The sequence below is a fragment of the Enterococcus sp. AZ063 genome (assembly GCF_051715045.1).
GTDB classification, from domain to species: Bacteria; Bacillota; Bacilli; order Lactobacillales; family Enterococcaceae; genus Enterococcus_D; species Enterococcus_D casseliflavus.
The window spans coordinates 1,052,501-1,071,383 of record NZ_JBIOTA010000001.1 but is presented as its reverse complement, the minus strand read 5'-3'; the positions used below and the strand labels follow the sequence as shown (position 1 = coordinate 1,071,383).

At 44.0% G+C, this 18,883-nt stretch carries 20 protein-coding genes; 8 read left to right on the top strand and 12 right to left on the bottom strand.

All coding sequences use genetic code 11. The features are described from left to right. The first annotated feature begins 5 nt into the window (after nucleotides 1-5). The 3 genes from IGK61_RS04845 to IGK61_RS04835 all read left to right on the top strand — a co-directional run bounded on the left by IGK61_RS04845 (nucleotide 6) and on the right by IGK61_RS04835 (nucleotide 1,617). On the top strand, nucleotides 6-350 hold the full coding sequence (locus IGK61_RS04845) for a YrhK family protein (protein WP_015509287.1): 345 nt from the start codon (nucleotides 6-8) through the stop codon (nucleotides 348-350). A 28-nt stretch (nucleotides 351-378) separates the two neighbouring features. Next, nucleotides 379-594: a DUF378 domain-containing protein gene (locus tag IGK61_RS04840; RefSeq protein ID WP_008379021.1), complete on the top strand. Its 216-nt coding sequence runs from the start codon at nucleotides 379-381 to the stop codon at nucleotides 592-594. Nucleotides 595-774: 180 nt separating this feature from the next. Then, entirely contained in the window at nucleotides 775-1,617 is an 843-nt protein-coding gene (locus IGK61_RS04835; RefSeq protein ID WP_074534993.1) for a hypothetical protein, read from the top strand. A gap of 51 nt (nucleotides 1,618-1,668) precedes the next feature. Here IGK61_RS04835 and IGK61_RS04830 read toward each other — a convergent pair whose 3' ends face one another. The 6 genes from IGK61_RS04830 to IGK61_RS04805 form a co-directional block, all read right to left on the bottom strand. After that, nucleotides 1,669-2,532, bottom strand: a complete 864-nt coding sequence (locus IGK61_RS04830) for a formylglycine-generating enzyme family protein (RefSeq protein WP_074534992.1) — start codon at nucleotides 2,530-2,532, stop codon at nucleotides 1,669-1,671. A 15-nt stretch (nucleotides 2,533-2,547) separates the two neighbouring features. Continuing rightward, nucleotides 2,548-3,324: a sulfite exporter TauE/SafE family protein gene (locus IGK61_RS04825; protein ID WP_074534991.1), complete on the bottom strand. Its 777-nt coding sequence runs from the start codon at nucleotides 3,322-3,324 to the stop codon at nucleotides 2,548-2,550. Next, nucleotides 3,321-4,433, bottom strand: a complete 1,113-nt coding sequence (locus tag IGK61_RS04820) for a radical SAM/SPASM domain-containing protein (RefSeq protein ID WP_074534990.1) — start codon at nucleotides 4,431-4,433, stop codon at nucleotides 3,321-3,323. Before IGK61_RS04820 ends, IGK61_RS04825 begins: the two co-directional genes overlap by 4 nt. 29 nt (nucleotides 4,434-4,462) lie before the next feature. Beyond that, a complete protein-coding gene (locus IGK61_RS04815) occupies nucleotides 4,463-5,950 on the bottom strand; it encodes a sulfatase-like hydrolase/transferase (RefSeq protein WP_074534989.1) in 1,488 nt (495 codons plus the stop codon). A gap of 13 nt (nucleotides 5,951-5,963) precedes the next feature. Continuing rightward, a complete protein-coding gene (locus tag IGK61_RS04810; RefSeq protein ID WP_074534988.1) occupies nucleotides 5,964-7,898 on the bottom strand; it encodes a beta-glucoside-specific PTS transporter subunit IIABC in 1,935 nt (644 codons plus the stop codon). A gap of 111 nt (nucleotides 7,899-8,009) precedes the next feature. Continuing rightward, complete coding sequence (locus tag IGK61_RS04805) at nucleotides 8,010-8,831, bottom strand: PRD domain-containing protein (RefSeq protein WP_438844974.1); 822 nt, start codon at nucleotides 8,829-8,831, stop codon at nucleotides 8,010-8,012. Between the two features lie 125 nt (nucleotides 8,832-8,956). Here IGK61_RS04805 and IGK61_RS04800 point away from each other — a divergent pair, with 125 nt between their 5' ends. Continuing rightward, nucleotides 8,957-10,252, top strand: coding sequence for an ISL3-like element ISEfa11 family transposase (locus IGK61_RS04800; RefSeq protein ID WP_074536952.1), 1,296 nt, complete (start codon nucleotides 8,957-8,959; stop codon nucleotides 10,250-10,252). Between the two features lie 315 nt (nucleotides 10,253-10,567). Here the strand turns inward: IGK61_RS04800 and IGK61_RS04795 are convergent, their stop codons facing one another. The 4 genes from IGK61_RS04795 to IGK61_RS04780 all read right to left on the bottom strand — a co-directional run bounded on the left by IGK61_RS04795 (nucleotide 10,568) and on the right by IGK61_RS04780 (nucleotide 13,675). Further along, nucleotides 10,568-11,881 carry a DUF438 domain-containing protein gene (locus IGK61_RS04795; protein ID WP_074534987.1) on the bottom strand — a complete coding sequence of 438 codons (1,314 nt, stop codon included), beginning with the start codon at nucleotides 11,879-11,881 and terminating at the stop codon, nucleotides 10,568-10,570. Beyond that, entirely contained in the window at nucleotides 11,878-12,111 is a 234-nt protein-coding gene (locus IGK61_RS04790) for a DUF1858 domain-containing protein (RefSeq protein ID WP_010747746.1), read from the bottom strand. Before IGK61_RS04790 ends, IGK61_RS04795 begins: the two co-directional genes overlap by 4 nt. Before the next feature lie 113 nt (nucleotides 12,112-12,224). Beyond that, nucleotides 12,225-12,959 carry an ABC transporter permease gene (locus IGK61_RS04785; protein ID WP_074534986.1) on the bottom strand — a complete coding sequence of 245 codons (735 nt, stop codon included), beginning with the start codon at nucleotides 12,957-12,959 and terminating at the stop codon, nucleotides 12,225-12,227. Next, nucleotides 12,956-13,675, bottom strand: coding sequence for an ABC transporter ATP-binding protein (locus IGK61_RS04780; RefSeq protein WP_205821230.1), 720 nt, complete (start codon nucleotides 13,673-13,675; stop codon nucleotides 12,956-12,958). Before IGK61_RS04780 ends, IGK61_RS04785 begins: the two co-directional genes overlap by 4 nt. A gap of 96 nt (nucleotides 13,676-13,771) precedes the next feature. On the opposite strand from IGK61_RS04780, the gene IGK61_RS04775 reads away from it, so the two are divergent. Genes IGK61_RS04775 through IGK61_RS04765 form a run of 3 tightly spaced genes read left to right on the top strand, consistent with a single transcriptional unit; the run spans nucleotide 13,772 to nucleotide 15,954 of the window. Beyond that, the gene (locus IGK61_RS04775) at nucleotides 13,772-14,524 is read left to right on the top strand and encodes a polysaccharide deacetylase family protein (RefSeq protein ID WP_175445268.1); all 753 of its coding nucleotides are present in this window, start codon (nucleotides 13,772-13,774) and stop codon (nucleotides 14,522-14,524) included. Then, nucleotides 14,521-15,498: an ABC transporter substrate-binding protein gene (locus tag IGK61_RS04770; protein ID WP_074534984.1), complete on the top strand. Its 978-nt coding sequence runs from the start codon at nucleotides 14,521-14,523 to the stop codon at nucleotides 15,496-15,498. Before IGK61_RS04775 ends, IGK61_RS04770 begins: the two co-directional genes overlap by 4 nt. Before the next feature lie 51 nt (nucleotides 15,499-15,549). Beyond that, nucleotides 15,550-15,954 (top strand): arsenic metallochaperone ArsD family protein, encoded by a 405-nt coding sequence (locus tag IGK61_RS04765; protein ID WP_074535115.1) that lies wholly within the window; start codon nucleotides 15,550-15,552, stop codon nucleotides 15,952-15,954. Between the two features lie 56 nt (nucleotides 15,955-16,010). Here the strand turns inward: IGK61_RS04765 and IGK61_RS04760 are convergent, their stop codons facing one another. After that, the gene (locus tag IGK61_RS04760; RefSeq protein WP_074534983.1) at nucleotides 16,011-17,273 is read right to left on the bottom strand and encodes a PTS sugar transporter subunit IIC; all 1,263 of its coding nucleotides are present in this window, start codon (nucleotides 17,271-17,273) and stop codon (nucleotides 16,011-16,013) included. A 109-nt stretch (nucleotides 17,274-17,382) separates the two neighbouring features. Then, complete coding sequence (locus IGK61_RS04755) at nucleotides 17,383-18,039, bottom strand: YczE/YyaS/YitT family protein (RefSeq protein WP_010747739.1); 657 nt, start codon at nucleotides 18,037-18,039, stop codon at nucleotides 17,383-17,385. Between the two features lie 92 nt (nucleotides 18,040-18,131). On the opposite strand from IGK61_RS04755, the gene IGK61_RS04750 reads away from it, so the two are divergent. After that, entirely contained in the window at nucleotides 18,132-18,803 is a 672-nt protein-coding gene (locus IGK61_RS04750) for a cyclic nucleotide-binding domain-containing protein (protein ID WP_005225467.1), read from the top strand. The last annotated feature ends 80 nt before the right edge of the window (nucleotides 18,804-18,883 follow it).

The following is an 18,883-nucleotide window of genomic DNA, read 5'->3' as shown; positions in this document are numbered from 1 at the left end:
CAGTGATGGCACCTATGCCAAAAATCAAACGGAGTGAACATCAATTCGATCCGGGAAAAGAAGAAGATGTGATCATCAAGGCAAGTCGCTTTCGCATCTATTTTCAAAATCGCTACATGTTGATCTCACTTACGAATGATATTTTGACGGGCTTGTTTTATATTTTCGGGAGTATCGTTTCATTAACTAGTTTGCCTGCGATATACGGAACGATCGCCTATTTGATCGGCGGTGTCTTTTTGACCATTCGCCCGCTGATTAAAATCGTTCGCCATGTCTATATCTATAATGAGCGCAATCAAGAAGGCGAGAAAGAAAAAGATGTCACCATCACCGACGATGAACGTTGATGGGACGACAACTAGAGAGGAGTTTCCTATGTTAAAAACATTTGATGGGATCGCACTGACCTTATTGATCATCGGCGGTATCAATTGGCTGCTGGTCGGCGCCTTCGAGTTTGACCTTGTCGCAGCGATCACCGGCGGCAGCACGTCGATCATTGCCCGCGTCATTTATATTCTAGTTGGGATCAGCGCCTTGTATAGCCTGAAATTCTTTCCAGCTATCGCCCGGCAACAAACCCTCGACTAAATGAAAATAAAACCTGCATCTGCGGTGTCCTGACCCTAAAAAGTTAGATTTTTGGTCTAACTTTTTGAGGTCGCATCGGTGGATGCAGTTTTTCTGTCTACAATCATTGAAAAAAAACACCAGTTGTACTACTCTTGTATTTAACCTGCTATTTTCGAAAAAACAAAAAGGACGTGACTCATGACCCCACCTACTAGACCCTCGCTGATACGTCGGATACTCGGCTGGATGCTTTTGCTATTGATTTTCTTATTTATTTTAAGTATTATTGGCGGAATCATTGTTTTAAATAACCTCACCATCGCGGAAAATTGGTTTGGTCTGAATGAATACCAAGTCGTTGAAACCAGGCATCAGATCATTCGTTTGTTCCCCTATTTTTGGGTAGCAGGGATCCTGCTGGTCTTTTTGATCGGTCTGATCATCGGCATCAAGAAACGCAAAAAATCGCCATTCTATTGGTTATTCTCATTGCTCTTGCTGCCAGTGATTCTCTTTTGTATTGGCGTAGTTTCCACCTTTTTACCTGTAGACCGCCAACTCTTTCGAGAAGAAGCCAGTGCCAAAGAAATTATGGCTGCGCTGCCGAATCAATCCTCACTCAAGGACAAAGAGCTGCAACTGGTCAGCTATAGTTTTCACATCCGCAATGTCCCGCTGAAAAGCGGCATTTATGCAGTTGCGCGAGTGATCAATCCAAACACAGGCCTGCAAGACGAGTATTGGTATTACCCAGAAAATCTGTTGACCAAATGGAAAAAAGACGACGATACGATCGAGCTTTCGATGGAAGATACCATTGCCTTTGATGCCATCGACTGGGGCGTCATTCCCAAGATCATTAAGGATTCTGAGGCACGAGCAGCTCAGCTGGATCACTATGTCCCTGGCGTCAGCATCGTCATTTTAAACGGCTTCCAAGGCGAATGGACTTGGACCGTTGGTTTAAATGGGATTCGTAATCGCACCGAGATCAATTATGTTTATGATCTCAAAGGAAATTATCAATCCGAATGGCAATAAAACAAGCGGCACCTATCCACGTGGATAGGTGCCGCTTTTGCTTTTATCGGTTTACTGATCCAAGTCTTTGACACACCGAAACCCTAAATTATTGGCTGCCGACATCCCAGAATTACCATTTCTAGCGGCAATTCGGTATCGTTTGCAATAGGATTCGTGGCACAAAAACGAACCGCCGCGAGTCGCATACATTTGATCATCTTGTGTTTGATTCCTTGCCCACAAGGTTTGTCCCGTCTGTTGTTGAAACTGCGTCAGCGGGATGCGGGCAGGATTGACGCACCATTCCCAGACGTTGCCGATCATTTGATACAGACCAAAGCCGTTGGACTCATACCATTTCGCTGGCGCTGTATTGGCAAAGCCATCTGCTTGCGTGTTGCTTTTTGGAAACTCACCTTGCCAAATATTGCAATGATAGGTATTTTCTGCCAAAAATTCCCTTCCCCAAGGATATTTTTCAAAACTTGTCCCGCCTTTTGCAGCGATCTCCCACTCTGCTTCTGTCGGGAGGCGTTTGTTTGCCCAGTGGCAATAGGCGATCGCATCGTTGCGAGACACCTGAACCACTGGGTGATCCATCCGCTGGGCAATCGTTGAATCAGGTCCTTCAGGATGATGCCAATCTGCGCCGCTAACCGCGTACCACCAAGCCATATTTGGTACCTTTTGACTGCGGTGTTTCGTTTGCTCACTTAAAAAATAGTGAAAAACGAACGACCAGCCAAAGCGCTCGGCTTCTGTGACATATCCTGTTGTTTCCACAAAAACTTGGAAAGCTTGGTTCGTCACCGTCGTGGCATCAATGGCAAATGCTGGGCTGTCGAGGCTGATTTGCGGTCCCTCAAGATCCTCGGCAAAGCCGTCCATCGTATTCGTGCCGATTCGATAAGTTCCTGCTGGAATCGTGGGCATCTGCTTGCCTCCTTTTTACAATAATTGATAGCCATTGTACAGATTGATCAGTAACACCAGCACGATCACAGTTTGAAATACCAGTGTCACTCGCTGCGGTGACAGAACGTTGCTGGCCTTGGCGCCTAAGAGTCCTCCCACGATCGCGGCTGGAATAACAAACCACAAAATTTGCAGATCATACGCACCAAAACCTGTCGTAAAAGCGATCGTCAAAATTTTTGCCAGCTGTGAGAAAAAAATCGTACAAATTGAATAAATCGTCGCCTCTTTGATCGGCATGGCAAACAGCAGCATCAATAAAGAAACATTGATGGGTCCGCCGCCGATCCCCAGCAAACTGGCTAGAAAGCCGAGAATCAAGCCACAAGCTGCATACCAGCCAACTTTTTCCAGCGCAAACCCGCGCCAGTTATATTTTGTATACAAAAAAGCAAACAATAGCGTTAGCACGGTCACAAGGATTTGGATCAGCTGAACCATCTTGTCGTCACGAAAGACCAGCAATAGCTGTTCAAAGGCAACATTGCCTAAAACACCGCCTAACACAGCGCCGCCAGAAACCCACAAGGCAATCGACCAATTGATTTTCCGTCCACTGGCTAATTGTCTAGCTGTCGAAACGATGGACATCGTGAAGACCGCTGTCGCCGAGTAAAAAGAGATCGCAGCAACAGAATGGGCGCCGATAAAATCGAAAATCGGTTTGATCAGCACGCCGCCTCCCATGCCCGAAACTGCCCCTACGGCATTTGCTAAGACGATCACGAGAAAATAAATCAGTCCGATCATTGTCCCACCCCTTGCAAAAGCCCCAGTATCTCATTGATTCTAGGTGTAAAGTCTTTTAACAGCTCCTGATAGCCGCAAAAACCCTCACTATCCACGTACATTGCATCTTTCATTCGCTTACAGCCTCCTCGGCACATTTTTTGGAAAGGACATTGCGTACACTTCGAAGGCATGTCTTTTTTCTGGCACAAAAACTGCTGCGAACAGTCTTGAGAAAACAATTCCCGCAACGTTTGCTCTTGGATATAGCCCATGCGAAACTCATCTAATACATAGAAGTCACAAGGATAGACACTGCCGTCGGCTTCGATCACATACTGCACTTGGCAATTGCCTAGAATCCCGCAGGCAGTTACTTGCTGCCGCACCAATAGATTCAATAAGTCATCGAACAGCTTGATACTTAGGTAGTGCCCTTGCGTCAATTCCTGCAGCCAAAACGCCAACAGCTGCTGATAAAAGCCAGCAAAGCTTTTTGGTGTCAAGGCATAGTCGTTGGTTGATGTGGCATCCAAATCAGCCAAACAAGGAATGAACTGCACAAATGCAATCTGCTCTTCCTTGAGAAAATCAAACACACGCTGGGCTTCCTTTGCTAACGGATTTGTCAACACGCACAAGACATTGTACTCGATCTGATAGGCATCCAATAACCGCTTGGTCTGTATAACCCGCGCAAAGGTTCCCCGCCCTTTGGCGTCTAATCGATGCCGATCGTGCGCAAGCGGATGCCCATCGATCGACAGCCCGACTAAAAAGCGATGCTCTTTCAAAAAACGACACCACTTGTCATTGATCATCATGCCGTTGGTCTGGATCGCATAGTGTACTGTCACTTGCTTTTTTTGCGCCGCAACATAAGCCGTTAGTTTTCTAAAATAACTCAGCCCCGCCATCGTCGGCTCTCCGCCTTGAAATGCCAACGTCAAATGATCGCCAGCTTCTAAGTCTGCATAAATGTTTGCAATCATCTTTTCCATTACATCCTCTTTCATTTTGCCAAAGGAACGCACTTCACGCAAGGAACTGACGTTAGCATAAAAGCAATAGGTGCAGCGCAGATTGCAAAGAGAGGATGCTGGCTTGATCAATACGGAGATGTGTTTCATGTGGAGGCCTCGATTCTTTTTTTACTTATTTAGCGTTTGTCCCGTTTCATCGGAACAAAATCAGTCGTTTCCATATAAAAACGAGTAACGCGTTGCTTCATTTTCTCGACAATTTCGGCGTATTCTTTTTCTAGTGCCAAGTTTTTGATTTCCATTGGGTCTTTTTCCAAATCATATAATTCGTCATGCTCATAAAGACGCATCACATATTTATAGTTTCCCATCTTGCACATAACTGCTTTTGTATGTTCCGGACCTTCGCTATACTGTGTCGCAAGCCGCGGCCAATACGGAGATTTCGGTCCATGCCCCAGCTCCATCGCTTGTGTCTCGCCATGAATGCGTCCGCCTTCGCAAAAAACAGCATCTTTGTGCTCTTCGGCTCCTTTGATCACAGGAACCAAGGATTTTCCAAATTGTGTATAGGAAAGATCAAACTCAGCCAGTTCGGCGATCGTTGCTGGTAAATCTAGCAGTTCCGCTTGTGCTTTGGTGATTCGCGGCACACTTTCAATCGTTTTAGCAGGTTTGATGACCAATGGGACATTCGTGATCGGCTCTTCAAAACAGTTTTGGACTTTTTCAGTGATCGTGTAGTCACCAGTATAGTCTCCATGGTCACTGAAAACAATGAGGTTTGTTTCATCATAAAAGCCTGTTTCACGCAGCTTCTCTTTGATCATGCCCAGTTGATGATCAAAACGCGAAACCATTGCTAAATAGGTAGCTCGTAATTCATCAAAACGCTCTTCTGTCCAACCGTTCAAATTCTGTTTCTCATTGATGCCATACAGCATTGAGGCTTTGTTAGGAATATCTTTGATATTCGGCCGGCGTTTCGGCAGTTTCTGACGATCAATACTCGAATACCATGGATCTTCGCAAGCATAGGGTGGATGTGGGAATGAGATCGTACAATAAATGAAAAATGGTTTGTCTGTCTTTTCCTGACTGCGGCGTTCAAGATAGTCCAACGCCTTTTTCACACAATTCCAGTCCGTTTTGCCATAGCCCTCACTGTCTGGTAATTTTCCCATATAAAATGAATAATACGTATCTCCTGAAAGCATCTGGTCGTACAGCTGTTTACTGGCTTCGTTCATATCAGCAGAATGATTGACTTCACTGTTTTGAGCATCCCGAGTGTTTTCGTCTACTACACCGTCATAATATTCATCACAATAGTCTGTTTTTGGTTTATCCCCTGGAACCACATCATTTCTGCCGATCCAGATGACTTCATAGCCTTGATTCTTCATTTCTTTCAAAATATTGGGTTCATCTTCTCTTTGCAAATAGTGCATCGTTCGATGCCCATTGACATGTGGATAAAAACCCGTCAGAAAACTATTTCTAGAAGGCACACAGACAGGGTTTTGGCAGTAGGCATTTTCAAATGAAACCCCTTCTTCTGCCAGTTCATCAAAGTTAGGGGTGATTGATGCGGGATTCCCCATATGTGCGAGTGCGTCATTTCTCATCTGATCTGCTACGAATAAAAAGATATTTTTTTTCAACTTGTCTTTCCTCCTAACCGATGACCGTTAATAAGGTATCTTGTTTTTCAACATCTTGTTTGTCTGTTTCAACAATATCTAGGTAATCCGCCGTGTTTGAAATAATAATCGGTGTCACGATGGAATAGCCTTCTTTTTCCAATGCGTCTTTATCAAAACTCAAAAGTAATTGTCCCTTCGTTACTGAGTCTCCTTGGGCAACGGCTGGCTGGAAATACTGTCCTTTCAAATTCACTGTATCCATCCCAACATGAATCAGAACTTCAACACCATCTGCGGTCGTGATTCCCACAGCATGATTTGTCGGAAAAAGTGTTGAAACAATTCCATCTGCTGGTGCGTAGACCTTTCCTTCTGACGGAATGACAGCTAATCCTTTCCCTAACAATCCACTGGAAAACGCTTCGTCTTTTACTTCTTTTAGTGGGATGATCGTTCCTCTAACTGGTGTTGCTAAATCATAGAGAACAGTTTGTCCAAGTTCATGATTCAGTGTCGATGGCTCCACGTTTTTTTCCTTGGTGCCTTCACTAGCTGGTTCGTCATCACTTTTAGGATTATGAGCATAAAAGAACGTGATCAAAAATCCTAATCCAAAGGCAACGGCACTAGCTAAGGCAAACCCGATAAAGCTGTTATCAATACCATTTTCTGGGTGAATAAATCGTGGTAAAGCGAAAATACCTGTCCCACCATTGATATAGACTCTCGTTTTGAACAATCCCATGATTCCTCCTGCAACAGCGACTGCGATGGAGGTAGTATAAAATGCTTTTTTCCTTGGTAAGGTTACCCCATACAGTGCCGGCTCCGTGATACCAAAGATTGCCGAAAGAAAAGCAGGGAAGGCAATTTCTTTTAATTTTTTGTTTCTAGTTTTCAAAAAGATTGCGAGGGTGACTCCCGCCATCGCCACGGGTGTTGCCAGACCAGCCATCATCACGACATCGTACCCTAGTGTGGCATAGTTGTTCAAAGCGATCGGCACAAAGCCCCAATGCAGGCCAAACATAATGAAGACTTGCCAAAATCCACCAATAACAATACCCGCGATAATCGGACTAAACTCGTAAGCAGCTGACAACGCTTGCCCTAATAATAATCCTGCCCAAGTAGTAATCGGTCCAACGATTAGAAAGACTAATGGAACTGTGATGATCAAGGTCAGAAAAGAAACAAAGAAACTCCGCACTGCTCGTGGAATCAATAAAGAAAAGAAAGCTTCTAGTTTTGATGCCAAATAAGTAGCTGCAATAATCGGAATCACGCTTGAAGTATAGCTCATCAATATAACAGGGATTCCAAGAAAAGTAATATAGATTGGAGATTCTAAGACAGAACCTGCAAATAAGGTATACATCGCTTCGCTTCCGCCATTTGCTGCTACGATCGTCGGATAAACTAATGCTGCCCCGATCGCCATTCCGATAAAGGGTTTACCCCCAAATTTTTTCGAAGCAGTGTACCCTAGAAAGAGTGGGAAGAAATAAAACAATCCATCCCCTGTCGCATTTAAAATCAAATACGTCCCTGATGCTTTATCCAGCACTTCAAACGTTGTCAATAAAGCAAGTAACCCTTTGATCATCCCTGCTGCCATCAAGACATTGATGATCGGCGTAAAAATACCAGCGACAATATCGATAAATCGGTTTAAAATCCCTTTTGGTTCTTCCTCTTGTCCAGAAGTTTCTTCCGTATTCATATCGATCATGTCCGTAAATTCTTTATAAACTTCTGCTACGTGATTTCCGATAACTACTTGATATTGTCCCCCACTTTGGACGACGGTGACAACCCCCGGCAAATTTTTGATCGTTTGGGTCTGGGCTTTTGATTCATCTTTAAGTTTAAACCGAAGACGGGTAATACAATGCGTCAATCCAGCAATGTTTTCTTTTCCGCCGATATTCTTTAAAATTTGTTCATTCAATTCTTGGTATTGCATCTCATTCATTCCTTTCTCTACTATAAAACCAATAAAAAAGGCAAGACCAAACAACACTACATTTCTTGTAGCCTTGTCAAGTCTTGCCTGCTTTACCAGTAACACCTTGAATTATTGATCGATCAATTTTTGTACATGAAGCGTTAAATACAATTGTTCATCGTCATATAATGTTTTATTTAAATATTCGCCAATCAAACGGGTGGTTTCATAGGCTTTAGGATATTTATCAATCACGTGGACTAACAGAGGATTCCCGACGCCTTCAACGATTTCCTTGTTTTCAATCCGTTTAAAAAAGAATCTCAAATGGGTGACGAAGCGATCGAAAGCTAAACTATTCTCATCAATGTGCACACGATTGTGAATACGAATAAGTGAAATAATGTCTTTGATTTTTTGTGTCAGCAATTCGATATCTTCCATCTTCTCTGAATCGTCATTGATTTGCGCATTAATAAAATGCATGGCGATATTACTGATCTCTGCCTCATTTAGGGAGAATTGCGTTTTGCTTTCAATCAATCGAACCGCATGCTCTCCTACTGCATACTCGTTGGGATAGAAACGCTTGATTTCCCAGGTCAAGCGATTGTTAATGCTGATCCCTTCTTCTTTCAAGCGAATCAAATTATAGATGTGATCCGTCAAAGAGATGTAAATGGAATCACTTAATTGGTAGGAAATGACTTGCTTTCCATAACGGATAATATCATCCGCAAGAGACGCATATTGGATTGGAATGTTCTCTAGCAATTCCATCAAACGATCAGAGGATTTCTTATGAAGCACAAACACTTTTTCAATTTTTGATTCATCGGCGGTTTGTCCTGGTTTCATTTTGAAGCCAAGGCCGGTACCGATCCAGATAAAATCTTTGCCATCTTGTCCGACCAAAACTGCATTGTTGTTTAAGATTTTTGGCTCTATAATTTATGGGACTGATGAATCAGAATTGATTCTTCAGTCCCATTTTCATTTTAGGTATTAAAAAACATATCGTTCTCTAGTATGATTAAATCACCACAAAATAAACAACTGAGAGGACGATATGCTATATGAATGATTCTATCAAAAAAATGCTGAGAATAATAGAGAAAGATTTGATGATTACAGAGGTCTCTTACGAGACCCTTCAGAAGAAAAAGACGTTGGTCGTCGATGCTGTTCTCTCGCCTACTCCTCGTGCTTGTAGAAGTTGTGGTTCTACTGTGGTAGATGGAAACGGGAAAGCAATTATAGTGAAAAATGGGAAGAAGGAAACGATTGTCCGTTTTGAACAATACAATCATATGCCTTTGGTTATGCGCCTAAAAAAGCAGCGCTATACCTGTAAAAACTGCCGAACCCATTGGACTGCTCAAAGTTATTTTGTCCAACCCAGACATTCAATCGCAAATCATGTTAGATATAAAATTGCTTCTTTACTGACTGAAAAAGTATCTTTATCTTTTATTGCGAAAAGCTGTCAGGTATCTTTGACCACCGTTATTCGTACATTGAAAGAGTTTAAAAGCTATTTACCAAAGCAATCCAAGAAGATTCTCCCCAGAGTATTGATGGTTGATGAATTTCGTTCGCATGCTTCCATAGAAGATAAAATGAGCTTTATTTGCGCAGATGGCGAAACAGGAAAATTAATAGATGTTTTGCCTACGCGTAAATTACCTCGATTAACAAGCTATTTCTTAGGTTGTACCAATCCAGAAGAAGTAGAATTCTTGGTGACAGACATGAACGCCGCCTACTTCCAGCTCACCAAACGTGTTCTGCCAAATGCGAAAGTAGTGATTGATCGGTTTCATATTGTCAAACACATGAATCAAGCGTTCAATGAGTTGCGTATCCGTGAAATGAATGAACTTCGTAAAGCAGGACAGAAAAGCCAGGCAGAAAAACTGAAAAAGAACTGGCGCTTTTTGCTAAAAAATCGTGCAAACATCAACCATTATGAATACAAAACATGGAAAAGTTTCCGAGCACCAAAATACCCATTTCTTACTGAAGCAATGATGATTGATCGATTGCTTGAGTTTTCTACGCCCCTGAAGGAGGCGTATCCCTTTTTTCATGAATTAGTTGAAGCCTTTCGAGACAAAGACCCTGACTTATTTTTCTGCATATTGGCAGAACTTCCCAAAACGTTAGATGACGGCTTTCGGGAGAAGCTTCAAAACCTTCTGACCTATGAAGAAGGCATCACCAACGCAATGATCTATCCTTATTCCAATGGAAAAATAGAAGCGAAGAATACCCACATAAAGACAATGAAACGAGTATCCTACGGATTTAAATCATTCGAGAACATGAGAATTAGAATCTTTTTGATCAATAAATTAATCAATGTAAGATAACAAAAAATCTGAGCCAGAATGTGGTTCATTCTGACCCAGATTTGATTTTGCACAACTCATCAGTCCTTATTGACAAAGAGCCAGATTTTTTTGATCTTCAAGACGCTTCTCACCTCCTTAAAATGAAAAAAGGCGATACCTTAATACATGTGTAGGATCCATACACACGTAAAAAGGTATAGCCTGCATTATCAGTAACTACCCATTTGATTGCCTTTACTATACTATTTTTCTAGAAACGTTGCAAGCGTTTTATTGATTTTTCTTTTTTTGCTTCGTTTCAAATAGACACGGATCAGCCTTTCTCCAAACTGCTCACTGATCCAGCAACCGGCTTTGCCCTTCGATTTTTTGGATCTCCGTAATGTCTTGCGTGACTTCTAGACAACCTAAATAGATGCCTGCTTCATTTTTTAATGCAAAGTAGCGAATATAGATTTTACGGCCCCGCATATCGATCCAAAATTCAGCTGTCTCCCTTGTACCCGCTCGAAAATCATCCAAAATCTGTTGCACGAGATGCATGCTTTTCGGTGGATGGCAGTTGACGACTTCACGACCTAAAACCGAATTCGTTCGTGGAAAGACGCGACTCTTGCCTTCTGAATAAAAGCGCACCCGCTCTTCACTATCTACAAAGGTCAAGTCCACTGGCAGCGTTTGAAAAATGGCCACCAATTGCTCAAATTGCAGATTACCAGTAGGCAATGAAACGGTCGGCTGTTCAGCAATTTGCGGCGAATCTTCCGATTCTGTGACTTGAAAGTCATTGAATCCTAAACCGGCTGCGATGCCAGCGGTTGTTTCTTGGGCTTGTTTGATCGCCGCTTGCCGTGCGGGTTCTGCCGCCTGTTCCTTTTCAAGGGCTTCTTGGCTCGGTTTCCAAGGAAGCGGTTCTGGGATAAAGGCAAAGCCGATGTCAAAACTGTCAGTCACAATTTGTTCCCAATCTTTAAGACTGAAGACATCCAGCGTCATGGGCACCATGATTTCTTCTTCTTTGAAAATCATCTCTTCGATCTCGTTTTTGACTGCTTCCCATTGGACAGCAATTGGATTATAGGCAGCTTTTTCGGATGCCAAAAGCTCATTGAGCGCTTTGATCATAACCCGAATATCATCATCAACACCCCACATCACTTTTGGCGGCGCAGTGATGCCGTACTTCTCCATGTAAGAAAAAATCAACGTTTCTTTTCGCGCATAGTGTTTGTCGATCTGCATTAAATCATTGCAGGCAGCTTGTAGACGCTTTTTAGGCGTCCAATCACCGGTTTTGATTTTGGCTAAGAGGCTGTCGATCTCATCGGTCAACAGGGATTGCAGGACTTGGTTCTCCAATCTCAGGGTATGCACAGGATGGCCTGGTTGCCCATATTCTTCATTGGAGTGATGGATCTCATTGATCGATCCTTTAAAAACAGCAGCATGAATATTGCACAAACGCTGAATCTCAGAAGGGTCCAACCCCGTTTGGATCAAAGCTTTTTCAGCAGCAGTAATCTCCGTCACATCCACACCATCAAATTCTTCGTTAAACAAGCGTTTAGCTTCTTCAAAGGAACCGCCTTGGTGAAGCAAACTCAGTATTTCGACGATCCGTTCTTGTCTTTGACTGTTGGTTTTCATTTCGTCGCTCCTTTCACAAGAAACCCTTGTTTTTCGAAAGCGAGACAAACCATTTCCAAGGGGATCTTCTTCATCTGAGCACCTTTGGGTATCGTCATATAACGTCCAGCAGTTTGCAGCATCCCTGGTTGATTGATCGCCGTAAACCCTAGTTGACTCATGATTTCTTGTATTTCAGGATATTGTGCCACAAGTTCATAGAGCGTTTTTGACAGATCGATTTCTTTCATAGTAAGGTCTTCCTTTCAATGAGAATGATTCTCAATAAGATATCCTTAGTATAAATCATTTTGTTCAAAAATACACGAACTGCCGCAAACATTTATCAATCGATCATTCTTTTCTAAGATTGTCGGTAACGGCACACCACTTTTTCCAACCAATCGATACTGGCAAAAAGCAGATAGCCCATCAAAGCAATCAGGAGGATACCCGAGAGCATTTGTGGGTAGTCCATTTTTGACCACGCACTTAAGATCAGATAGCCGACACCATACGTCGTGTTATAGTTTTCGGCAAAAAAGAGGGAAGCCAACGCGATCCCGATACTGACCCGCACACTGGCAAAAAGCGCGGGCATGAGCGCGGGCAAAATAACGAAGCGCAAGACATGGCGCCATTGATTGGTATAATTTTTCATGACCTGAAAATACGCTGGTGGGATCTTCGTGACTGCATCACGAATCGAGACGATCACTTGAATGACGATCACCGCAAAAATCAAGAGAATTTTTGAGAGATTGCCTAAGCCAAAGAAAATCATAAAGACGGGTAAAAACGCAACTTTAGGAATCGGATATAAAAAGTAAAGCAGTGGACCAAGCAGCCGATCCACTCTTTGGGATCGCCCAATCAAGATTCCTAACGGCACCCCGACTAGCAACGCCCCACTCAACGCCGCAAATACCCGCAGCAAACTGGCACATGCGTGGATCAGTAAGACTTCTCGCAGTGCCCAAAAACGTTCGGCCGTTTCTAAAGGATTAGGCAGTGAGCGATTGTTGGTCACCCAGCTTACGCCCCACCAAACCACGACAAACGAACAGAAGCCCCAAGCAAAAGATTTGATGGGTTTCATTGCCTCGCCTCCCTCATTTGTTCTTTTAACTGCAAGACGACTTCATAAAAAGCCAACGAGTCTCGTTCCTGCTGGCTGCCGTAAAATGGATTACTGATCGGCGTAGCGCCCTGATCTTTTAGCAGCAAAATTGTCTGCCCCAAAAACACTGCCTCTTCTGGATCGTGGGTCACCACAATCAAGCTGTTTTGTCTGCGCTGCTGTTGGGCAGCGATCATGGCTTGGGCGTTTGCTTTGGTTTCTTGGTCCAGCGAAGCAGTCGGCTCATCCAATAATAAAACATCGGGCTGTGTGATCAGTCCCCGCCCCATGGCGGTCCGCTGTTTTTGACCGCCGCTAAGCTGATGCGGATAGCGGTCCTGCACCTGCGTCAATCCCAACTCAGCCAAACAGCTGGCGACCCGTTTTTTACGACTCTCACTAGGGATTTGGTTGATGAGTAGCGGCATTTCCAGTGCTTGGTAGACTGTTTGCCAAGGAAACAAATGCAGTTCTTGGAAAACGACCTCGATGTTGTCAGGGGAACAGCCTTGATAAGTGATCGTGCCCGATTGCGGTCGCTGCAACCCTTTGATCAAGGATAAAAGCGTGCTTTTGCCAATGCCCGATTCTCCCAGCAGCACATAGGTCGCGCTTTGTTCAAAACAAAACGAAAGGTTTTTAAAAATGGCGGTATCTCCATAGGTAAAGGAAACGGAATCGAATAGAATACTCATCAGAGAATAAACTTCTTTCTTCAAATTATTTGTGTTGGTTTTCACATTTTGTGCTATACTATTTTTTGCGTGATTGACAAGAAAGGATGGTTTATGATGTTTCAGACCCTCGTATTTCATGAAATACGTCCCGAAGCAGAACTTTATGATCAGGTTCGCCCGATCAAAGTCGCAGACGGGTATCAAGATGCCTTGCCTCTGCCCTTATTCAATAGCACTTCTCATTTTAAACAACAAATTGACTTTTTGAAAGCAGAAAATTACCATACGTTGACCCTTGCAGAAGTCAAAGATTTTTATTTCCAGCAGCAGCCGCTACCAGAAAAATCCGTGTTGCTGACCTTTGACGACTGCTATCAATCGATGAAAGAATATGCCTACCCACTGTTGAAAGAAGCTGGTTTCAAGGCAACAGCCTTTGTCGTGACTGGCTGGCTTTTTGATGCCCCACAGCCTTACGAGCCAGAAGTTTCGCGGACATTGAGCAGCGTCGAATTAGCCGAAATGAGCGATGTCTTCGAATATGCCAACCATACCGATCATTTTCACGAACGCAAGGACCAGCAAGGGCGTTCAATGTGGGAAACACCAGCAGCCTTTGCGCAAGACTTACGAAGCTGCAATCAGCACGTGGCCATCAAGGATGTTTTTGCCTATCCCTTTGGCTTTTATGATCCGCAGACGATCGCTACCTTGGAAAAGGAAGGCTTCGTTCTAGCATTTACCACCAAACCAGGTATCAACACGGCACAAACCAAGCCAATGGAACTCCATCGGGCAGTCATCCCGTTCTCACTACCAATGGCTGCTTTTGAACAACGATTTAGAAACGAGGAAATGAACCAATGAAAAAAACGATTTTAGCAAGTATCCTAGCACTATTCGCTGTTGGCGCTGCCGCATGCGGTAACACTGGCGAAACAGCAAGTACCAGCAATTCCAGCACTAGCAGTACAGAAGCTGCGGTCACAGATCAAACATTGACGATCGGGGTGTTACCAGCAGAATCAGCGATTCCGATCATTCTAGCAAAAGAAGAAGGCTTTTTCGAAAAGCAAGGATTGACTGTGGAACTCAAATCCTTCACTTCCCCGAATGATCGCAATGTGGCGGTGCAGGCAGGCGAGCTGGATGGTACGATCAGCGATGTCATGACAGAAGCGACCTTTAAGCAAAACGGCATTGATATGACGATCACTTCTGATATTTTGGAAAACTTCAAGATTCTCGCTTCACCGAATTCAGGGATCACTGAGATGAAAGGGTTAGCGGATAAAAAAATCACCCTTGTACCGAATTTCATTTTAGAATACATCATGGACCAATTTGCACAGGAAAATGATTTTACCTATGACATCGTGGATATCGCTTCTTTTTCTGCCCGTTCCGAAGCATTGCTCAATGACCAAGTCGATGGCGCTGTTTATACGGAACCGCAAGCCAGCATGTTGGCTGCCCAAGGGGCGATTGTTTTAGGCAGCTCTAAAGATGCTGGCATCAAAGGCGGCACACTGCAATTTATGGACGAAATTATCCAAAATCGCCCGCAAGACCTAAAAGCATTCTACAGTGCTTACAACGAAGCCATCGATTACATGAATGCTCATTCAGCAAAAGACTATGCCGACATCTTGGCAGACTATCAATTTCCCGATGCTATGAGTACCTACTTAGACAGCCAGGAAGACTATCCGTATGCCCAGGCAGTGCCGCAAGAGCAATTCGACGCAATCATTTCTTGGACGAAAGACAAGGGTCAAATCGACCAAGCGTATTCTTACAACGAGTTGACCAATTTCGATTTTTTACCCGCTGACGAATAAGAAACAACAAAAAAGACGCATTTGCGTCTTTTTTTGTTGTTTCACTTCTTTTTGATACTCATTTTTGCTCGTGGCAAGAAATTCAGGTATACTTTTGACAAATCAGCTGCCATGAAAGGATTTGATTCAATGCCAACGATCGCTGTTTATGCCGACCAGAAAGAAGATACTTGGGAAGCACACTTGACTCACCAGTTAAAAATAAATGAAGAAAGAACCCAGGCTCATCAAACATTCCATAACGAACCTTTAACGATCGACGAATACTTCTTTACAGAAGATCCTGCCCCTTTTCATACGAATCAAGCCGTCAGGCAGCAATTAGCAAGCAATGGCCGCAGCTGTCTGCCACTCGTGTATGTCGACGATCAGCTATTTTGCCAAGGACGCTTGCCAACGATCCGTGAATGGGAACAATTGACGAAATCTGGGATCACTGTGCAATTTGATGAGTAGCAGCCACTATTTTCTTTGCCAGACAAAACAACGCACCACGAGCCAATCATCAGCGTTTAGTTCTCCTCCTTCGCGGCAACTGCGTCGGTAACGCCTTTTTCTTCTTCTGTTAAACTTCGTTCGCTGATTTTAAAGAATGGATAGTAGATCGCCACACTAATCAGTAAGGAAGCGATACTCCAAAGAACAGCAGGGATATTGCCGCCGGTTGCAAGGTAAGTATTGATAAATGGCGGTGTGGTCCACGGTGGATTGAACATGATTCGCCCAATGACATTGGTGACCGACAAGAAATACGTTCCGACACATAATACAAGGGGTGTCAGGATGAAAGGAATCATCATAATAGGGTTCATCACGATCGGAAACCCAAAAATGATTGGCTCATTGATACAAAAAATAGCAGAGGGCAAAGCCATCTTCCCTAGGGAACGATAGGCTTTTTTCTTTGAAACTAACATGTTGATGATCAGCCCCAGTGTTGAACCAGTGCCTCCATAGCACAAAAACATGATATAAAACCCGCCTGCAAAAATGTTCGGTAACGGTTCGCCTGCAGTGTAGGCTTCGGTATTGGCTGCTAATAAAGCTAGAAAAATCGGATCGCCGATACTCCCCATCACATTGCTGCCATGAATCCCTAAACACCAAAGCAACAAAATCAAAAAGGTATACAACAGCATCCCAGGCAATGTGTTTAGACCAACTGCCAGCGGTGAAAAGATGGCTTGCACGAATTGATTGACATTAAATTCCAACAAGACCCGAATCACCCAGGCACCAGTGATGATGGCAGCTCCAGGAAGCAAGACCGAAAAACTCTTGGCAACTGCGGGCGGCACTTCTGCTGGCATCCGAATCACTAAGCGGTGCTTGAGAAAAAAGCGATGGATCACTACTGTCGCAATCGCTGTGACGATTCCTGTAAACAGACCAGACGCCCCCAAAGAAGCTGGATCGATCGTCCATTCTTCCCCCGCCTGCAGCAGCAAAAACGCGCAGACTGCCAACACGACAGAACCGATCCGATCGATCTCATACGAGGCCGCCAAATAGTAGGCGATCCCGATACAAGCGGCCAGTCCCAAAATTCCAAATGTAAAATTGCTGGCGGCGCCTAGTTTGACGCCAAACTCCCCGACAAACTCGGTCCAGCCAGGAAAAGGCAGATTGGCTAAAATCAAAAAGAGACTGCCGATTATCGTCAGCGGCATCGTGACGGCGACTCCGTTGCGCACGGCAACTAAAAACCGATTTTCACTGATCCTAACCAATTTTGGTGCAAAATTTTCCTGAAACCCTTCAATCAACCGATTCATCCAGTCTCCTCCTACTAAATATCTCGCTTTTTTAATAAGAGTAGCATAAAAAACGCTTTCTGCATTTTTAGAACACTCGACGCCTTCCCAATTCCAAGAATACTACTGGCTAACTGTTTCTTTGCCAAATGGGTAAAGCCGCTGCCAAATCACGTTCCTTCGACCAAGCGATGGCACCTGACAGCAAAAAGAAACTAATGACCGTCCCTTCCCTCACCGCTAGCGGTAAGCCCAAACTGATCGCTAGCAAGAGTGCCCCCGAAATACAGACTGCATCAACGCCATAACGGTACTGCTTAAATGTCCAACGACTGCGTTGCGCCAGCAAATGACACCAGTGCTCGATTGGAAATTTCAAGACCTGCAACCGTAGGACTTGTCCCGTCGCCGTTCCAGAAATCAAGATCCCACCGATCAAAGCAGCTAGTTGGCTCCAATAATTCGTCAAGTGCAGCGATGCCAAGAAGTAGTAAACAAAGCCATTGATCAAATAGCCGAATGCCAGCAAAGCGAAAAACATAATCAAGTACTCACTGCCTTTTTGTTTGAGGGACGTCTGCCGCCGATCCAATAGCCAACAGGCAGCTAAAAAGCCCAAGTTGATGGCTGTAGTGATGGTGCCGACTTTGATTCCTGACATCGTTGCCAGCGTGACATTCAAGGCATTAAAACTACTGACCCCAACGCTTGCTTTAATGGTCAAGCTGATCCCGAATGCACTCAGTCCATAAAAAATCCCTGATCCTATCCATTGCTTTTTATTCATTTTTTCTCCCACACTTTCTTTTTTGCTTTTCTAAGTATGTGCTATACTGACTAAAAACAAATAGGAGATTTCTCCTAGTTTGGAGGGAAAAAGTGAAAAAAACCGCTTATGCCTTGGCAATAAAGCAGGTACCAATCAAAGAAAGCTGCCCCTTACCGATTCCTGAGGAGATTTTACAACAAAGTGCCCTCTGGACCTTTGATCATCGAGAAGCGATCCAAAAAGAAACGGTGCCGATGTCGGTCTTTTTCGTCCTATTGACTGGCAAAGCCAAGATCATTCAAACGCAAGAAAACGGCAAACGTGCCTTGCTGCAGTTTCTCCATCCTGGTGATTGCATTGGCGATCTCACGTTGATTGGCGCCGAAACAGTACCGAAAACCGTGGTTGCGATCGGTGAAACAACATGTCTGGGCATTCCGATGCAAGCAGCAGCTCACGGGCTCATGCAAGACCTGGCTTTCGTACAAACACTAGGCAAAACTATCGGTGAAAAATTGCTGCTGCGTATGGATCATTTTTCCGTCAATCAAACCTATCCCTTAGCTTGGCGCCTTGCCCATCTACTGTTGGAAGCTTCGATCGATGATCTTTTTCAAGAAAAATTGACGGAGACCGCAGAATACTTAGGCGTGAGCTATCGCCATTTGACGTATACCTTAAAAGATTTCAAAACGCAAAAACTAGTCACAAAAACTGCAGACGGCTATCGGATCGATGCGCCTGCGCTGCAGACCTTTATCCAAAACCAACAAAAGCAGTAACAAGCAAATAACGACAGCAAAATAGTTGGTATGATGCCCCCCTAAAAGCCAGAGAAAAAGCTGACTCTTGGGGGTGCAAC